The 15,827-nt window shown below is 34.5% G+C and carries 15 protein-coding genes and 1 tRNA gene; 13 read left to right on the top strand and 3 right to left on the bottom strand.

Annotation, left to right across the window (positions count from 1 at the left end; translation table 11 throughout):
* Positions 1-192: 192 nt before the first annotated feature.
* The 6 genes from BCR23_RS06585 (at position 193) to BCR23_RS06560 (ending at position 4,783) form a co-directional block, all read left to right on the top strand.
* Entirely contained in the window at positions 193-1,080 is an 888-nt protein-coding gene (locus tag BCR23_RS06585; protein ID WP_069634694.1) for an energy-coupling factor transporter transmembrane component T, read from the top strand.
* Positions 1,053-2,729 carry an ABC transporter ATP-binding protein gene (locus BCR23_RS06580; protein ID WP_083241905.1) on the top strand — a complete coding sequence of 559 codons (1,677 nt, stop codon included), beginning with the start codon at positions 1,053-1,055 and terminating at the stop codon, positions 2,727-2,729. Before BCR23_RS06585 ends, BCR23_RS06580 begins: the two co-directional genes overlap by 28 nt.
* Positions 2,722-3,399, top strand: coding sequence for an ECF transporter S component (locus BCR23_RS06575; RefSeq protein WP_083241904.1), 678 nt, complete (start codon positions 2,722-2,724; stop codon positions 3,397-3,399). Before BCR23_RS06580 ends, BCR23_RS06575 begins: the two co-directional genes overlap by 8 nt.
* A gap of 22 nt (positions 3,400-3,421) precedes the next feature.
* Positions 3,422-3,805: a DUF4430 domain-containing protein gene (locus BCR23_RS06570; protein WP_069634692.1), complete on the top strand. Its 384-nt coding sequence runs from the start codon at positions 3,422-3,424 to the stop codon at positions 3,803-3,805.
* Between the two features lie 127 nt (positions 3,806-3,932).
* Complete coding sequence (locus BCR23_RS06565; protein ID WP_069634691.1) at positions 3,933-4,352, top strand: pyridoxamine 5'-phosphate oxidase family protein; 420 nt, start codon at positions 3,933-3,935, stop codon at positions 4,350-4,352.
* A gap of 20 nt (positions 4,353-4,372) precedes the next feature.
* Complete coding sequence (locus BCR23_RS06560; RefSeq protein WP_069634690.1) at positions 4,373-4,783, top strand: EVE domain-containing protein; 411 nt, start codon at positions 4,373-4,375, stop codon at positions 4,781-4,783.
* A gap of 61 nt (positions 4,784-4,844) precedes the next feature.
* Here the strand turns inward: BCR23_RS06560 and BCR23_RS06555 are convergent, their stop codons facing one another.
* From BCR23_RS06555 to BCR23_RS06545, 3 genes are read right to left on the bottom strand one after another with little or no spacing between them, the layout of a single operon-like run.
* On the bottom strand, positions 4,845-6,068 hold the full coding sequence (locus BCR23_RS06555) for an ABC transporter permease (protein ID WP_069634689.1): 1,224 nt from the start codon (positions 6,066-6,068) through the stop codon (positions 4,845-4,847).
* A 15-nt stretch (positions 6,069-6,083) separates the two neighbouring features.
* On the bottom strand, positions 6,084-6,776 hold the full coding sequence (locus BCR23_RS06550) for an ABC transporter ATP-binding protein (protein WP_069634688.1): 693 nt from the start codon (positions 6,774-6,776) through the stop codon (positions 6,084-6,086).
* Positions 6,777-6,787: 11 nt separating this feature from the next.
* Positions 6,788-7,648 (bottom strand): efflux RND transporter periplasmic adaptor subunit, encoded by an 861-nt coding sequence (locus BCR23_RS06545; protein ID WP_069634687.1) that lies wholly within the window; start codon positions 7,646-7,648, stop codon positions 6,788-6,790.
* 812 nt (positions 7,649-8,460) lie between these two features.
* On the opposite strand from BCR23_RS06545, the gene BCR23_RS06540 reads away from it, so the two are divergent.
* The 7 genes from BCR23_RS06540 to BCR23_RS06505 all read left to right on the top strand — a co-directional run bounded on the left by BCR23_RS06540 (position 8,461) and on the right by BCR23_RS06505 (position 15,824).
* Positions 8,461-9,195 (top strand): metallophosphoesterase, encoded by a 735-nt coding sequence (locus tag BCR23_RS06540; RefSeq protein ID WP_069634686.1) that lies wholly within the window; start codon positions 8,461-8,463, stop codon positions 9,193-9,195.
* Between the two features lie 103 nt (positions 9,196-9,298).
* On the top strand, positions 9,299-11,491 hold the full coding sequence (locus BCR23_RS06535; protein WP_069634685.1) for a Tex family protein: 2,193 nt from the start codon (positions 9,299-9,301) through the stop codon (positions 11,489-11,491).
* 2 nt (positions 11,492-11,493) lie between these two features.
* A complete protein-coding gene (locus BCR23_RS06530) occupies positions 11,494-11,982 on the top strand; it encodes a SprT family protein (protein WP_069634684.1) in 489 nt (162 codons plus the stop codon).
* 182 nt (positions 11,983-12,164) lie between these two features.
* Positions 12,165-12,890 (top strand): YdcF family protein, encoded by a 726-nt coding sequence (locus BCR23_RS06525; protein ID WP_069634683.1) that lies wholly within the window; start codon positions 12,165-12,167, stop codon positions 12,888-12,890.
* An 89-nt stretch (positions 12,891-12,979) separates the two neighbouring features.
* Positions 12,980-13,062 (top strand) — tRNA-Leu (locus BCR23_RS06520).
* Positions 13,063-13,816: 754 nt separating this feature from the next.
* The gene (locus tag BCR23_RS06510) at positions 13,817-14,578 is read left to right on the top strand and encodes a tandem-type lipoprotein (RefSeq protein ID WP_071870063.1); all 762 of its coding nucleotides are present in this window, start codon (positions 13,817-13,819) and stop codon (positions 14,576-14,578) included.
* The gene (locus BCR23_RS06505) at positions 14,571-15,824 is read left to right on the top strand and encodes an alpha/beta hydrolase family protein (protein WP_069634681.1); all 1,254 of its coding nucleotides are present in this window, start codon (positions 14,571-14,573) and stop codon (positions 15,822-15,824) included. Before BCR23_RS06510 ends, BCR23_RS06505 begins: the two co-directional genes overlap by 8 nt.
* The last annotated feature ends 3 nt before the right edge of the window (positions 15,825-15,827 follow it).

The following is a 15,827-nucleotide window of genomic DNA, read 5'->3' as shown; positions in this document are numbered from 1 at the left end:
TCTGTCGTTTAAGAGATGTTGACTTTGGATAAATAAATTTATATAATTGTGGTGTTGTTTAAGATTTTATGAATCTTTATGTTATAAAAAATAATTATTTTACATGCAGCGTGCTTTGGTAAAAGTTATGGCTGTTTTTTTATTGCTTACTGTACTATAGATCTACTAATTAATGGAGGAAGGAAGTGTGTGATGAACAAATATTTGTTTAAACAAAGACATCCACTTGTGATTTCCTGTTATTATTTAGTAATGCTCATAATCGTGATGTGGACAACCAATCCGTTGATTATTGCTTGTTGCTTTTTGGGAAGTTTAATTATACGTTTAATTGATTTGCAAGAGACACAGAAGCGTTCAATCATGTATCCATTGATTTTCTTAGGAATGATCACTATAACAAATCCTTTATTTGTTCATCGAGGCGGTACAATTTTATTTTTCTTTTTAAATAAACCAATTACACTAGAAGCTTTTGTGTATGGTTTTTTTATGGGAATGATGATTGCAACGGTTATTTACCTGTTTCAAAATTTTCAGTCTGCGGTAGATAGCGAAGAATTTTTTTATCTATTTGGGGAACGATTTCCCAAAGTAGCATTGATTTTAGTAATGGTTTTTCGATTTATCCCGTTGTTTCAGCAGTATTATCGAGAACTAAATCAAGTGCAAAAAAAAATTCAGCAAACAAATAAGGCAACTTTAAAGGAAAAAGCTTCTTATGGTTTAGATTTATTTGGAAATTTATTTTCTTGGTCTCTTGAGAATGGGATGGATACGGCAGATTCAATGAAAGCAAGAGGGTATGGTGTGACGACTAGAAGTAGCAGACTAACGTATCCGTGGAGGAAAATGGATACGGTGTCCCTGTTGGCAATAGTTGGTTCTGGTTGTTTGTTTTTGTTTTATATAATGACTGGAAACTATCAATTTAATTATTACCCTTATCAGGACGATATCTTTTTATTAATAGAGCAACATTGGGAAAGTTATCTTTTCGTTGTTGTTTTAGCGTTTTTACCAATGGTTAAACGAATATGGGAGGTGATTTTTTGGGCTATCTTGAAATCGAAGATTTAAGTTTTCAATATGCTGGCAGTGAAAAAAAGGTCTTGAATAATGTCTCGTTCTCTGTAAACCAAGGAGACTTTATTTTGATTTGTGGAGCTTCTGGAAGTGGGAAGTCGACACTTTTAAAAATGTTAAAACCTCAACTAACACCATCAGGGACAAAAATTGGAGAGATCTATTTAAACAAAGAAAATCTCTCTACTATCCCAGATGTTTTCTCCGCTAGTAAGATTGGTTATGTTATGCAAAATCCAGAAAATCAAATCGTAACGGATAAAGGATGGCATGAACTAGCTTTTGGATTGGAAAATATAGGACTTACGCCTTCTGAAATAAAGAATCGAATCGCTGAAATGGTTAATTTTTTGGGAATCCCAGAATTAGTCGAAGCTCAAACAAAAGATCTATCTGGTGGACAAAAACAATTGTTGAATTTAGCTTCTGTTTTAGTGATGAGGCCTGATGTCTTGATTTTAGATGAGCCGACAACGCAGCTTGATCCGATTGCTGCCCAGAACTTTGTAGATATCTTAGTCAGGTTAAATCGAGAAATGGGCTTAACGATAGTATTAGCAGAACATAGTTTAGAGTCAGTTTTTTCATTAGTAAGTAAGGTGGTGCTTTTAGATAAAGGTCAAGTGATCTTTTCAGAAGAACCCGCCAATATTTCCCAAGGAATCCAGAGTAGTAAACTTGATCTGACTCGTTTTATTTTAAGCTTACCTAGTGCGGTACAAATTTATCTTGAAAGTGGCCAAAGTGGAAAAACACCAATTACCGTTATTGACGGCAAACGGTTTTTAGCACAACATTTTTCAAGTAGGAGAGATAAACAAAATAAAAATAAAATTCAACAAGTAAAAAATAACCAAAATACGAGTGTTCAATTGAAAAATTGTTGGTTTCGCTATGAAAAAAATAGCCGAGATATTTTGGCGGGTATAGATTTTGATTTGTATGAAGGAGAAATTTTTTCTCTAGTCGGAGGGAATGGAACAGGAAAAACTACGTTATTAAAAGTAATTGCTGGCATTCAAAAATGTTATCTCGGCAAAGTGACGCTGTTCAATCAGCCAATCAAAAAAATGCAGCAACTGATTGGCTACTTACCTCAGAATCCACAAACAATGTTTATTAGAGATTCGGTAGTAGATGATTACAAAAATTATTTGCTTAATCAAAAGGTAGATGAACAAGAACAACAGAAATTAATTGAGAAAATCACAGATGCCCTTGATATAAAAGAAATCTTAACGGAACATCCTCTTGATTTAAGTGGAGGAGAATGCCAACGTGCCGCACTTGGCAAACTACTTTTAGCTGATCCCCAAGTACTACTATTAGATGAACCAACTAAAGGAATCGACAATTATGGGAAAAAAGAGTTGATCAGATTACTAAAAAAATTATCATTGGAAGGAAAGACGATTTTAGTTGTGACACATGATTTAGATTTTTCGGCTGAATTATCAGATCGCTGTGGATTATTTTTCCAGAATGATGTATTGACGACTGGGATACCCAATGAATTTTTTAGTCATCAGACTTTTTACACAACTGCAGCTAGCAGAATCTCTCGTGAAACATTTTCAGAGTTAGTTACAACAGATCAAGTAATCGCCGCATATATTGAGGCAAAAGGAGTTGCTGATGAATAAAAGTGTATTGCTGAAAATTTTAGTTATAACGATTCTAATTATTTTGGGAATTGCTTTATTTCAAGGTAGCCACTATCAAATTATTTCTATGTTGTTAGTTATAAGTGCTTGTATTCCGATTTATTATCGTTATGAGAAAAAACAACTGAATGTAAAGGAATTGGTTTTGATTGCGGTATTAACGGCAATCGCAGTATTAGGCAGGTTTTTATTCTATATGATTCCAGCCATTAATCCGATGGCCGCAATCATTATTATTTGTGGGATTTGTTTGGGTGCTGAAGTTGGTTTTTTAGTAGGTTCATTGTCAGCTGTTACGTCAAATATATTATTTGGTCAAGGACCGTGGACGCCGTTTCAAATGTTTTCATGGGGAATGATTGGATTTATCGCAGGTCTTCCCTGGATTAGAAAAACTTTAGAGAAGAGCTACTGGTATTTAGCTATTTATGGTATTTTAGCTGGGATGTTCTTTTCATTTTTTATGGACACTTGGACCGTATTTTCCATTGATCGCTATTTTTCTTGGCAGAGATACTTGGCTTTACTCGTTACAGCTGTACCATATACGATTTCTTATTGCTTTTCAAATGCATTCTTTTCGTGTTTGTTATATAGAGTTATTCGGACAAAGCTTCAACGTATTTTAATCAAATACGATATAAAATAATTTAGAAAAAGGTGGAACTAAAATGAAAAAAATTATAAAAGCAGCAATGGTCGTAACGATTATTTTTTTGTTAGGGGCATGTGGTAAAACATCAGATACAAAAGAGTCAAAAAAAGCAAAGGAAGACTTGGTAAATGTAACGATTATCTTAAAAGAAGAAGGTAAAGAATTCGATAAAAAAGAACTAAAAGTTAAAAAGAATGAATCCCTTCAAACAATTCTTGAAACTAATTATAAAGTGGAGATGGATAAAGAGTTTATTAGCGGAATTGATGGACATCAGCAAGATGCAAAATTAAGTAAGTATTGGTTATATGATATAAATGGAAAACAAGCGGAAGTAATGGCTGTTGAATATTTTCCAAAAGATGGCGATGTAATCACTTGGGATTTAAAAAAATTATAGTCGTAGCTAAATAAAAATTAATGTAAAATATTTACTTTAACAAACCCTGACAATCTGTTGTCAGGGTTTGTTTGCTAGAATGAACTTGTCAGTTAGACAAGTTGAAAAATAAAGGAGTAAATATTTTATGGAAACAATAGAAGCATTTAAAAAAATAATGCATGAGCAAACCGAGATTGCCTTAGCCACTAGTGTAGGAGAAATTCCTAATGTACGTATCGTCAGTTTTTTCTATGATGAGATCAAGAAATGTCTGTTTTTTTCAACATTTAAAGGAAATCAGAAAATTGTAGAATTTCAGGCAAATCCCAACATAGCTTTTACGACAATTCCTATAACAAGCACAAGTCATGTTCGAGTGAAAGAGGCTCAAGTGCATAAAAGTGAATTAACTGTTTATGATGTTAGAGAGAAATGGACTCAAAAAATACCTAGTTATGAAGAAAATATAAAACAAGCTGGTGCCATGTTAGAACTATATGAAATCCATTTCTCAGAAGCTATCGTCATTTTAGGAATGGACAGTAGAGAAATAGTTCAACTATAAAGATGGAAGGAGGAGATGATATGAATTACTGGATTGGTGTCGCATCAAAAGATCATGTGAATCGTGGTGTAGCAGGCGGTTTTTGTCAATTATGTCATGGGAAATCAGCACCTTTGAATAGAATGAAAGAAGGGGACTGGCTGATTTATTATGCGCCAAAGAAAAGATTTAAAAGCAAAGAACCTTGTCAGCAGTTTATTGCATTGGGACAAATTTTGGCAGGTGATGCCTATCTTTTTGAAATGGCGCCTGACTTTGTTCCTTTTAGAAAGAATGTTGCTTTTGTAAAAAATAGTGAGGCGATCTCATTACAAGCAGTTGCAGATGATCCATTGTGGCAAGAGTATCGTTCCAGATTACGATTCGGACATTTTCAAATTCCTAAGGAGTTATTTGACGTTATTTCCTCTGGAATGATAAAAGCAGTATAAATAAAAAATCAGGAGAGAGAAACACTTCTCATCCTGATTTTTTTAACGATAATCCCCCAAATTATTCATATCGTAATGCTTCGATTGGATCAAGTTTTGCTGCTTTTCTTGCAGGATAAACACCAAAAAATATACCGATAGCACTTGAGAACAAAAGTACAGCGACAATTGATCCTAATGTGAACTGAGGAGTAATGTCTAAAGCACTAGCAACAGTAACAGCCAAGATGGCTCCTAAAGTCAATCCAATTAAACCACCGATTAAACATAAGATTACGGATTCTGTAAGAAATTGGAATAAGATGTTGCTGTCAGTTGCCCCTAAAGCTTTTCTTGTTCCGATTTCTCTGGTTCGTTCAGTGACAGAAACCAGCATAATATTCATCACACCTATTCCTCCAACGAGTAAAGCAATTGCAGCAACTGCGGCGATAAAGTTGATGAACAATCCTAAAACGTTATTGACTTGATCAAGTGCTTGTAGGAAGTTGGTTGCTGTATATACTTTTTCTCCTATAGTGTTATGACGAACTGATAGAATATTTACAATTTGCTTAGAAACAGCATCTATGTCATCTTTAGAGTTTACGATTACTGTTAAGCTAGTTATTTTTGTTGCATCAGGATTTAGGTTAGTTGCTGTTGTTAGTGGAATAGAGATATAGCCCATTATCTCTTCTTCATCAAAAGAGCCGACCATCTTTTCTACTGTACTCTTAGTGACACCGATGATTCGGACACTGAGCTGTCCTTTTTGTCCTCGTAAGTTGATCTTTTCACCAACGACATTCTCACGTCCGTTAAAAAAATAACGAGCCGTATCAGCGCTAATTACAGCTACTTTGCTGCTTTCTGAATATTCAGTTGTATTGAAATAACGACCATAGACAATCGCTTTATCCATTGTTTGGTTAGTATATTGTAAATCCGGGGTTCCAGCCATGATCAAGGTTGGTTTTGATTTTTCATTTGCAGCCCCGACCGCTTGGGTTGAAACAACAGGTGAGACATGATCGATTTGCGGAATACCGTCTTTTAAAGCTTTAATATCTTTGCTGGTGATTTTTTGACTCTCTGTGGCATCTCGGCTTGTAGAAACGGAAATCGTCGAAGCGCCTAAATCACTAAAGGTACCAGTGATCTGATTGGTTGCACCGTTTCCAACTGCCAAAATAGCAATAACCGCTGCGATCCCAATAATAATTCCTAACATGGTTAGAAACGAACGCATCTTATTAGCTAAAATACTATCGATCGCCATTTTGAAACTTTCAATAATTCCCATAAGAGCGGCTCCTTTCTATAGTGTTTTTCGATCCTTCACTTGTTGATCGCCGATAATTTCTCCATCTCTAAATGATACGATTCGTTTAGTGTATTGAGCTACATCAGGTTCATGGGTGACCATTACCACTGTTGTACCGGTATCGTTTAAGTCTTGGAAGATGTTCATTATTTCGAGTGTGGTTTTTGAGTCTAAATTTCCAGTCGGTTCATCAGCCATCAAAACCGCTGGATCATTTACGATTGCACGAGCGATTGCCACTCGTTGTTTTTGCCCGCCTGAAATGGCATTTGGTCTATGGGTGACACGATCAGCCAATCCGACTTTTCTTAAAGCTTCTAGGGCTCGTTCTTTTCGCTCTTTAGCTGAAATACCTGAGTAAACCATAGGTAAAGCTACATTATCTAAAATAGACATCCGAGGCATCAAATTAAAGGATTGAAAAACAAAACCGATTTCTTTGTTTCTAACATGGGCGCTTTCATTGCTCGTCAGATTTGTGACATCTTGTCCATTTAAGTGATACGTTCCTTCATCGAATCGATCCAATAATCCAAGAATGTTCATCATCGTCGATTTACCAGAACCGCTAGGCCCCATAATAGAAGTAAATTCACCTTCAGAGATATGCAGAGAAACATGTTTTAAAGCTTCCAATTCTTCTCCGCCAGTACGGTAGATTTTTACTACATTTTTTAAATCAATCATCGTTTCACCTTCTATTCTTTGGTTACTTCAGTATTGTTTTTGACATCAGAGTTAGGAGAAAGAATTACCGTTTCCTTTTCTTTTAATCCATTTTTTACTTCGATCAATTTATCGGACTGACTGCCAATCTCGATTTTTGTTTCTTTCGCTTTACCATCTTTGACAACGTAGACGATAGGTTCACTTTTATCATTATATGTCAAAGCTTCAATTGGTAAGGCAATCGCATGTTCAACTGTCTTTGTTGTGATATCCAAGTCAACATCAAAACCTGCGAACAGGTTTTCAGGAGCTTGGTCAAATAGTACAACTGCCCCTAAACTTGCTGCTGTTCCTGCTGCTGACTGTGCGCTAACTGCAACTGGATCTTTTTCAGCAACTTTACCTGAAAATGTTTGATTGTCGCTTGAGATGTCTGCTTTTTGATTGATTGCTACAGCGGAAGCTTCGGAGTTAGACAATTCTAGTTGGACTTTCAATGTAGAAAGGTCATCTAATTGGATTGATGGTTTTCCTTGTTGCGCATTGTTATCAGGTTGTTTTGATTTAATGTTGACTTGAGTGATTGTACCGTTGAAAGCTGCAACTAATTGTAAACCATTGTCATAAGTTGCTAAAACTTTGTCTTTTTCTACTTTATCACCGACTTGTACATTAACATCAATCACGTTACCTGTGCCGATAAGTGATTGTGTTTGGTTGGGAATTAATGTTCCTGTTGTTGATAGTTTTTCAACGATCGTTTCTTTTTTTACCTCACCTGTTCGAACAGTAATTGATTTGCTTTTGTCAGCATTTCCTTGAACAAACAAGAAAATAACGACTGCAATGATGATGACTGCAAGAATACCGAAAATTGTTTTTTTCTTCATACATTTCAGCTCATTTCTACTAATTTTATGACATGCTGTCATTTATGTAAGTTTACTCTCTTTTTAAATAAAAGTCTAAGAATAATTTTTAACTATTCCTAAATTAATGTTTTTAAATGAAGAAAAATACTATAAATTTAAATGAGGAAGAAAATTTTTTTATTCGCGTATAAAAATATTAAAAAATCAGTAATGATGAAATTGAAATGTTAAAAGAAAAGTAGTTCTTAGAGGGTAATTTTCTGAAAGATAAAAAAGATCGTAAGAAGTGTGAAATCTTTAGATGAAGTAATGGATAAGCTAAAATGAGTGTTAAAATAAATGCCTTTTGTAAAAAAAAACACGAAATAAGTAGTGAATGTACTCATTTCGTATTTTTTACAAATTATTCTTTGTCGCAAAAATTACTAAAAACGAATAGTAATTCCAATAATAATTCCAATTCCTAAAAGTTCAAACATGATTTTCACCTCCAGCGATTAGTTTTAATGTTTATTTCTACCATCCGTAGATGGAAATACCACGATAAAATAAAAACTTCGAAAGAATGATATAGATTACTTTAAGTTAATATTAAATGGTTCGTTTGTGTTTGTCAAGAATATTCTGATAATTGAAGTCGATTATTTGAAATAATTTTTTTGTGAAGTAGAAAATAGTTGAAAATCTTTTCAGCAGTTGCGTGGTGATCATTTTCTTTCGGCACATTTTATGGGGAAAATAACTCATTTCAAAAAACAATCTTTTTTGAGAAACTCTTTTTGATTCTTGCGTTATAATAAATAAAAGAATGCTGAAAAGGAGATAGAACAATGAAAGACTTTGTCTACGCAATCAGTGATATACATGGAGAATACGATTTATTTAAAGCCTTAGTCCAATATTATGACGAATCTATGCATCAATTAGTCCTAATAGGGGATCTAAATGATCGAGGACCGAAAACAAAAGAGAGTTTTTTACTTGGAAAAGAATTATCCGAAACTTATGGCGCAGTTTATCTTAGAGGAAATCATGAAGAATATTTCCTGCAGTTTTTAAACAAACCGGAAGATTGGTTTACAAGTTACGTCCGTAATGGAGGAAAAGAGACGATGGAAAGTTTGCTTCATAAAGGAGCCACTGAAGAATACTCGCCAACGGAAATTGCTATGATGATCCGCAGTAGATACAAAGAGTTAATTGAATTTTTGATGCAGCTTCCATTGTATTTTGAATGGAAAGACTACATTTTTGTTCATGCAGGTGTTGATTTAACAAAAAAAGATTGGCATGAAACGAGTGCCCATGACTTTATCTGGATTAGAGAAGCTTTTCATCAAGGAAAGAATCAGACTGGGAAGAAAATCGTCTTTGGTCATACGATTACACCAATGCTTCATGGAGATATGGAGACAACTGATTTATGGCTTTCAGATAATAAAATCGGGATTGATGGAGGGGCTGTTTTTGGTGGATCAGTTCATGGTGTGATTTTCGACCAAAAAGGAATTGTACAAGATATTGAGTACCAAAATTTAAACGGACCATGGCAGCCTGATTTTTAACAGAATCCCCTAAAGCCATTTTTAAGCTTTTGTCTGTTCCTATATTTCAAAGGGAAAATATGCTAGAATGGAACAGTATGTTAATGAAGAGAGGTATGAAAATATGGCAGAATCTTATAACCAAGAAGTAGTTGATTTACTTCAAAAAGAATTGACGGAATATCGTCCCAAACAAATAATTACAGTGCTGACTTTGTTAAGTGAAGGCAACACTGTTCCTTTTATTGCTCGTTATCGTAAAGAAATGACAGGAAGCTTAGATGAAGTACAAATTCGAGAAATCGAAGAGCGTTATACGTATTTAGGTAATTTAGAAAAACGTAAAGAAGAAGTCTTAAGACTAATTGAAGAACAAGGCAAACTGACAGAAGAATTGGCTAAATCTATTCAAAAAGCTACAAAAATGCAACAAGTGGAGGATCTATATCGTCCTTATAAACAAAAGCGACGTACCAAAGCCACTATTGCCAAAGAAAAAGGCTTAGAACCTTTAGCGGACTGGTTAATGAGCTTTCCAGTAGAAGGGGATGTAATAGCAGAAGCTGAAAAATATGTTGACCTAGAAAAAGAAGTTGATTCAGCTGAAACTGCATTGCAAGGTGCTCATGAAATTATCGCTGAACGAGTATCTGATGAACCGAAGTTTCGTTCATGGATCCGTGATTTCACATTCAAACATGGTCAATACGTGAGTTCAGTCAAAGATGAAGAAAAAGATGAAAAATCCGTTTATGAAATGTACTATGATTTTTCAGAACCAGTGAGTAAAATGGTTTCTCATAGAGTACTAGCGACAAATCGCGGCGAAAAAGAAGACATTTTAAAAGTGGCTCTTTTAATTGAAGAAGACAAAATCAGTGCATATTTAAATCGTCAGTTGATTGGAGATAACAAGCAATCACCAACTGCATCTTATGTTGAAACAGCCTATTTAGACAGTTATAAACGGTTTATTGGCCCAGCAATTGAGCGTGAAATTCGCAATGAATTAACTGAAAAAGCGGATGAACAAGCAATTAATATCTTTGGTGAAAATTTACGTAATCTATTGTTGCAACCGCCTTTGAAAGGCAAAGTGGTTTTAGGATTTGATCCGGCCTATCGTACAGGATGTAAAATCGCTATTGTTGATGCTACTGGGAAAGTGTTAGCTATCCAAGTGATTTATCCTCACAAACCAGCCTCAGGTGAAAAGCGTGCAGCTGCAGGTCCAGCATTTAACAAGCTGATTGAAGAGCATCAAGTTGAGATGGTAGCTATTGGGAACGGAACTGCCAGCCGTGAATCAGAATTGTTTGTAGCGGAACAATTAAAACAAATCAAACGAGAAGTTTTTTATGTGATCGTCAATGAAGCAGGAGCTTCGGTGTATTCTGCAAGTGAAGTGGCACGAACAGAATTTCCAGATCTTCAAGTAGAAGAAAGAAGTGCTGTCAGCATTGCTAGACGTTTACAGGATCCATTGGCGGAACTAGTGAAAATCGATCCTAAAGCCGTTGGTGTCGGTCAATATCAGCACGACGTTTCTCAAAAGCGTTTAGCAGAGCAACTGGATTTTGTTGTAGAAACAGCAGTTAACCAAGTGGGCGTCAATGTAAATACCGCTAGCCCACAATTATTGCAGCATATTTCCGGTTTAAATAAAACAACCGCTCAAAATTTAGTTACTTATCGTGATGAAAATGGCGCTTTTACAGCTCGTAATCAAGTGAAAAAAGTTCCCCGTTTAGGACCAAAAGCCTACGAACAGGCAATTGGATTCTTACGGATTCCAAATGGTAAAAATATATTAGATAACACAGGGATCCACCCAGAAAGTTATGATATTGCTAAAGGAATATTAGAAAAGGCCAACGTTAAATTAGCAGAACTTGGAACTTCTGAAGCTGCGCAAAATCTCAAAGGATTATCTTTGACACAGTTAGAAACAGAATTGTCTGTTGGGACTGAAACATTAAAAGATATCATTGCAGCATTGGTACAACCTGGAAGAGACATGCGTGATGAAATGCCTGCACCTCTTTTAAGAAAAGATGTTTTATCAATGGAAGACCTTAAATCAGGCATGGAGCTACAAGGTACTGTCCGTAACGTGATTGATTTTGGTGCCTTTGTAGATATTGGTGTAAAACAAGACGGTTTGGTGCATATTTCAAAACTTAGCACAAAATTTGTGAAACACCCTACCGATGTTGTTGCAGTAGGAGATGTCGTTACTGTTTGGGTGGAAGACGTGGATCAAAAGAAAGGGCGTATCAGTCTAACGATGTTGCCTCAAGCTGAAAGGAAAGATTGATTTTGAATCGTTTTTCTAAAGAAGAAAAACAAGAATTGACAGACGAACAATTACAACAATTGGTAGAAGCAGTTTCAGCAACTTCTTTCGGAAAAAAATTTCAGCACAAAGCATACTTTAATCGACGCTTGAAAACAACTGGAGGGCGTTATCATTTAGGTTCTCATAACATTGATTTTAACCCAAAAGTTTTTGAGATCTATGGTGAAAATGAATTAATCAAAGTGATCAAACATGAACTTTGTCATTATCATCTTCATATTGAAGGTAAAGGCTATCAACACAAAGATGTCGATTTTAAAACACTATTAAAACAAACGGGCGGCAGTCGCTATGTTCGTCCGTTGGTAGAACAAAAGCCACAGTCTTATCATCAATATCAATGTGAAAAATGCCAAACATTAATATTAAGAAAACGAAAAATCAATACGCAGCGCTTTGTTTGTGGAAAATGTCGAGGAAAGTTAGTCGAGTTGAGTACACATAAATAAATGTACCTAAGACGCTGAAATAAAAGCATTTGGATGAAAGAAAGGAATGCACGAAAATACTTTTAAAAATTTTTGTGCATTTCGGTTTATTTCCAAATGCTTTATTTTTTAGAAATTGATATGGTTGAAATGAAGTATACTTAGTGCTTTATTCTCGTCATTTATAAGGTAGGGATAAGAATATGATTCCGCAATGGAATGAAGTGATTGACTACTTAGCTGCAAAAGAAGAAGTGACTGAAAACTATGATTTAGCGATATTAGCTGGAAATAGTCTTCCTTATCTTGCAGATGAGTTGATTCATTTGTATAAACAAAAAAAAGCTTCTGCATTTATGCTTGTAGGTGGTATTGGTCATGCCACACCATTCCTAAGAGAAAATTTTAAAAATATAGGAATGAATATTAGCGGTTCTTGTGAAACTGAAATGTATCTAGACTATTTCAAGTTAAAATATCATTTAGACAAAGATCAATTCTTAATTGAAACGGAATCAACAAATTCTGGTGAGAATGCAAGTTTCTCATTGGAAAAGGTACAGGAAAGTGATTTGAATCCTAGAAAAGTTTTGTTACTACAAGACCCCATATTACAAAGAAGAACCAAAGAAACTTTTCACAAAGAATGGCAAGAAACCCATGCACATTTCACTAATTATGTGCCAATCGTTCCTTTTGTTAAAACAGTTGATGAAAGGATTACGTTTGAAGATAATCGTCTTAACGGTTTATGGAATAAAGATTATTTTTTCTCTTTGGTTTTAGGTGAAATTGATCGATTAAGAAATGATGAAAATGGCTATGGGCCAAATGGACGTAATTATATTGGTGCTGTGGAAATTCCTGAATCTGTTCAATTAGCTTATGAGCAACTGTGTCAGGTTTATGATTATAAACAGAAACGATAGTTAGAAATTTCAGGAAAGATTGACAAAAGTAAGACCGTATTTTATCATAGATTTAAGTAGTTATTATAACTAATATTATCGTACGAATTGCGGTCATGGCGGAATGGCAGACGCGCCAGCTTGAGGGGCTGGTGGGGGCAACCCCGTGGAAGTTCGAGTCTTCTTGGCCGCATCATTCAAACCTAAACCTTGGTATATATAGGTTTAGGGTTCTTTTTTATGTCCGTATAAAAGATCTGATTTAAGATGTTCTCTTTTGAAGTCTATATTTCTTAACTACAATTGATCTTATAACAACACGTGATGTATTTTTGTTGCACCATATCGCAGTTTAGTCTTAAAAAAGATCGTTGAAATGATCTTTTTCAACTTATTATTTCTGATTTCTGTAACTATCAACGGTTTGTTTTTATGGAAATAGTAGACGTTTCTAGAAATTTCTAATAAACGACACAATGAAGAAACTGTGTGAATTACACACCAACTTTCAATGAATTGAACAAATAAGGTTAAGTCTTTCGAGAGAATATGATGGCGGATTTTTTTAAGATATCAAGTTTTCTTTCCTTAATTCAGCTGCTTCTTTTCCAGTCAATCCTGTGGAGTGGTTTGGCACATATAAATTTTTCTATTTATAAATCGCTGCTTCAGATGTGCCATATTCTTTCGATAAGCCTCGGACAGAGCGTTCAGTTTGATTGAGTTCAACGATTATTTGTTTAAAATCTTCTTCGTATTGGGTCATAAGAATTCATCTTCTCGTAGATAAGTTTAATAGATTTCGTCTCTACGAAAAGTTATCTAAGATTTGATACCAATAACGAACTATCTATTTCATTATTCTTTTGGTAAAATAAATGTTAATTAGGGTGTAAATAAATTTTAATATGAAATAAATTTTATCCTGTTTGGGAGGAAACGATATCTTGAAAAAAATATATTTATTTTTAGGAGGGCTAATGATAATGAGTGGATTAACTGGATGTGACACAAAAAAAAAAGCAGAAATTGAACAAAGTTTTGATAAAGTATTAGCAATGTATCCAACACCCAATTTGGAGAGTTTCTATGATATGGAAGGCTATCGAGATGATGAGTTCAATAAGGATGATAAGGGAGTTTGGGTATTAAATTCTGATTTTTCAATGAGTAAAACAGAAGAAGGAGATTTACTTACAGAAGGTATGTTGCTAAGAATTAATAGAAATACAAGAAAAGCAAAAGGATTCTATTATATTAGAAAAACTTCTAATGATTTGAGTAAGCCTATTGAGAAAGAAAAATATCCAGTTATATATGATGAGAATGGTTTTCATTTATCAGAAGATATACCCGGGGAAGAAATGAAAAATAAGATTGAAAAATTCAAGTTCTTTGTTCAGTATGGAAATTTCGACAAATTAGATAACTATAAAAATATAAAAAAAATGTATAATTCAGAGGTTCCAATGTATGAATTAGAATATCAATTAACGAATGAAGATTCAAATGTTCAAGCATTGAGAAGTAAGTATGATATTGTTACAGATAAAGCTCCTACTTTATTGTTGAAAGGAACTGGGGACTTAGAAGGCAATTCAATTGGCTATAAACAGCTAGAATTTAGATTTGATAAGAAGTTAAGCGTATTTTTCTCAGATTCTATTGATTTTCAACCTCTTTCTGAGGAGGATTTAGCAAGTGAGTAAGTATGAAGTAAAAGATAAAGGTATAAAAAAAGATAGTGAAGCAACTAGTGCAGTATCAACAATTTCTTATGAAATAGAAAATGCACTAGTAAATAATGTGCCTCTAAAAGAGGTTCAAGGACAAATTGATACACTACAAGAAAAAGGGAAATTTCCTTCTAATCTCCAACTAGTAGATGCGTTCTATGACCCAAAAACAAGTTCAAGTGGTGTAGCATTTCTAGATAACAACACAGGAAAGGTTGTAGTCGGTTTTACTGGTACTAACCTTGACAATGGTATATTAGAAAGCGCAAAAGACATAGGCCAATGGGGGAACATAGCCTTTAAAGGAGATGGCCCTTCTTCTGCATATTTTGATGCTAGTAATAAATTCATGAATGATTTAAAAGCAAATGGATATAACATCGACACTGTTACAGGTCATTCCCTAGGTGGAAGAAATGGGACAATCATGGGCATGGAACACAATATTCCTAATATCATTCTTTACAATTCAGCCCCACTAATGAATTTACTAGGAAATCTAAAGAAGTCGAGTCAACAAGAATTATCTGATTTATTTGGACGATACAGCGGAAATATCATTTATTTTGTATCTGAAAATGATCCATTAAATAAAGCTGCAGGTGGAGTTCCTGGAAGTATCTATCCAGGGAAAATTATTATCATTAAAAATGGAAAAGAGCATGATATCACTGGTTTCTTAACAAAAAAAGAACAGGATTTCATTCGCCGGCATACTCCAGATTTAAATAAAATTTATGTGGCTCAACAAAGAGTTCAAACAGATACTCAGAGTAAATTAAAAGCATTAGATGTGTTGCGAGCAAAGCTCTTAAAGAGTGGTGGAGGATTGTCTGCTTCAGAAGAAATTTATTTAGATGCGTCCGAAGCATTGATTTTAACACAAGGAATGAATAAAACCCTTCAAGTAGAAATAGATGATATCAAAAAAATGTATCGTGAAGCAAAGAAAGATTCCGATAAGTTATGGACAAACACAGTAAAAACAGCCGACTCCATAGGCTCGACATTACATCAAGGAGAAGTAGTGGATTCTTTAAATACTGGTGGAGCAACAGAGCCAATTGTTCGAATAGAACCAAAAGAAGAATATGAACAAAAAATAATCGAATTATCTTCGATACAACAAGAATATCATGAATTAATTGGGCAAATCCAATCGTCAATAAACAAACAAGTAGAAACTGACCAAGAGCTAGCGAGACAAATAAGGGGATAAAGG

Source organism: Enterococcus quebecensis (assembly GCF_001730365.1).
Taxonomy (GTDB): Bacteria; Bacillota; Bacilli; order Lactobacillales; family Enterococcaceae; genus Enterococcus_L; species Enterococcus_L quebecensis.
The sequence above is the reverse complement of the archived record's forward strand: the minus strand, read 5'-3'. Positions and strand labels throughout refer to the sequence as shown.

Excerpts from the sequence above, each read along its gene's own strand:
- BCR23_RS06585 (WP_069634694.1), top strand. The coding sequence starts at position 193 with ATGAACAAATATTTGTTTAAACAAAGACATCCACTTGTGATTTCCTGT.
- BCR23_RS06575 (WP_083241904.1), top strand. The coding sequence starts at position 2,722 with ATGAATAAAAGTGTATTGCTGAAAATTTTAGTTATAACGATTCTAATT.
- BCR23_RS06570 (WP_069634692.1), top strand. The coding sequence starts at position 3,422 with ATGAAAAAAATTATAAAAGCAGCAATGGTCGTAACGATTATTTTTTTG.
- BCR23_RS06565 (WP_069634691.1), top strand. The coding sequence starts at position 3,933 with ATGGAAACAATAGAAGCATTTAAAAAAATAATGCATGAGCAAACCGAG.
- BCR23_RS06560 (WP_069634690.1), top strand. The coding sequence starts at position 4,373 with ATGAATTACTGGATTGGTGTCGCATCAAAAGATCATGTGAATCGTGGT.
- BCR23_RS06555 (WP_069634689.1), bottom strand. The coding sequence starts at position 6,068 with ATGGGAATTATTGAAAGTTTCAAAATGGCGATCGATAGTATTTTAGCT.
- BCR23_RS06550 (WP_069634688.1), bottom strand. The coding sequence starts at position 6,776 with ATGATTGATTTAAAAAATGTAGTAAAAATCTACCGTACTGGCGGAGAA.
- BCR23_RS06545 (WP_069634687.1), bottom strand. The coding sequence starts at position 7,648 with ATGAAGAAAAAAACAATTTTCGGTATTCTTGCAGTCATCATCATTGCA.
- BCR23_RS06540 (WP_069634686.1), top strand. The coding sequence starts at position 8,461 with ATGAAAGACTTTGTCTACGCAATCAGTGATATACATGGAGAATACGAT.
- BCR23_RS06535 (WP_069634685.1), top strand. The coding sequence starts at position 9,299 with ATGGCAGAATCTTATAACCAAGAAGTAGTTGATTTACTTCAAAAAGAA.
- BCR23_RS06525 (WP_069634683.1), top strand. The coding sequence starts at position 12,165 with ATGATTCCGCAATGGAATGAAGTGATTGACTACTTAGCTGCAAAAGAA.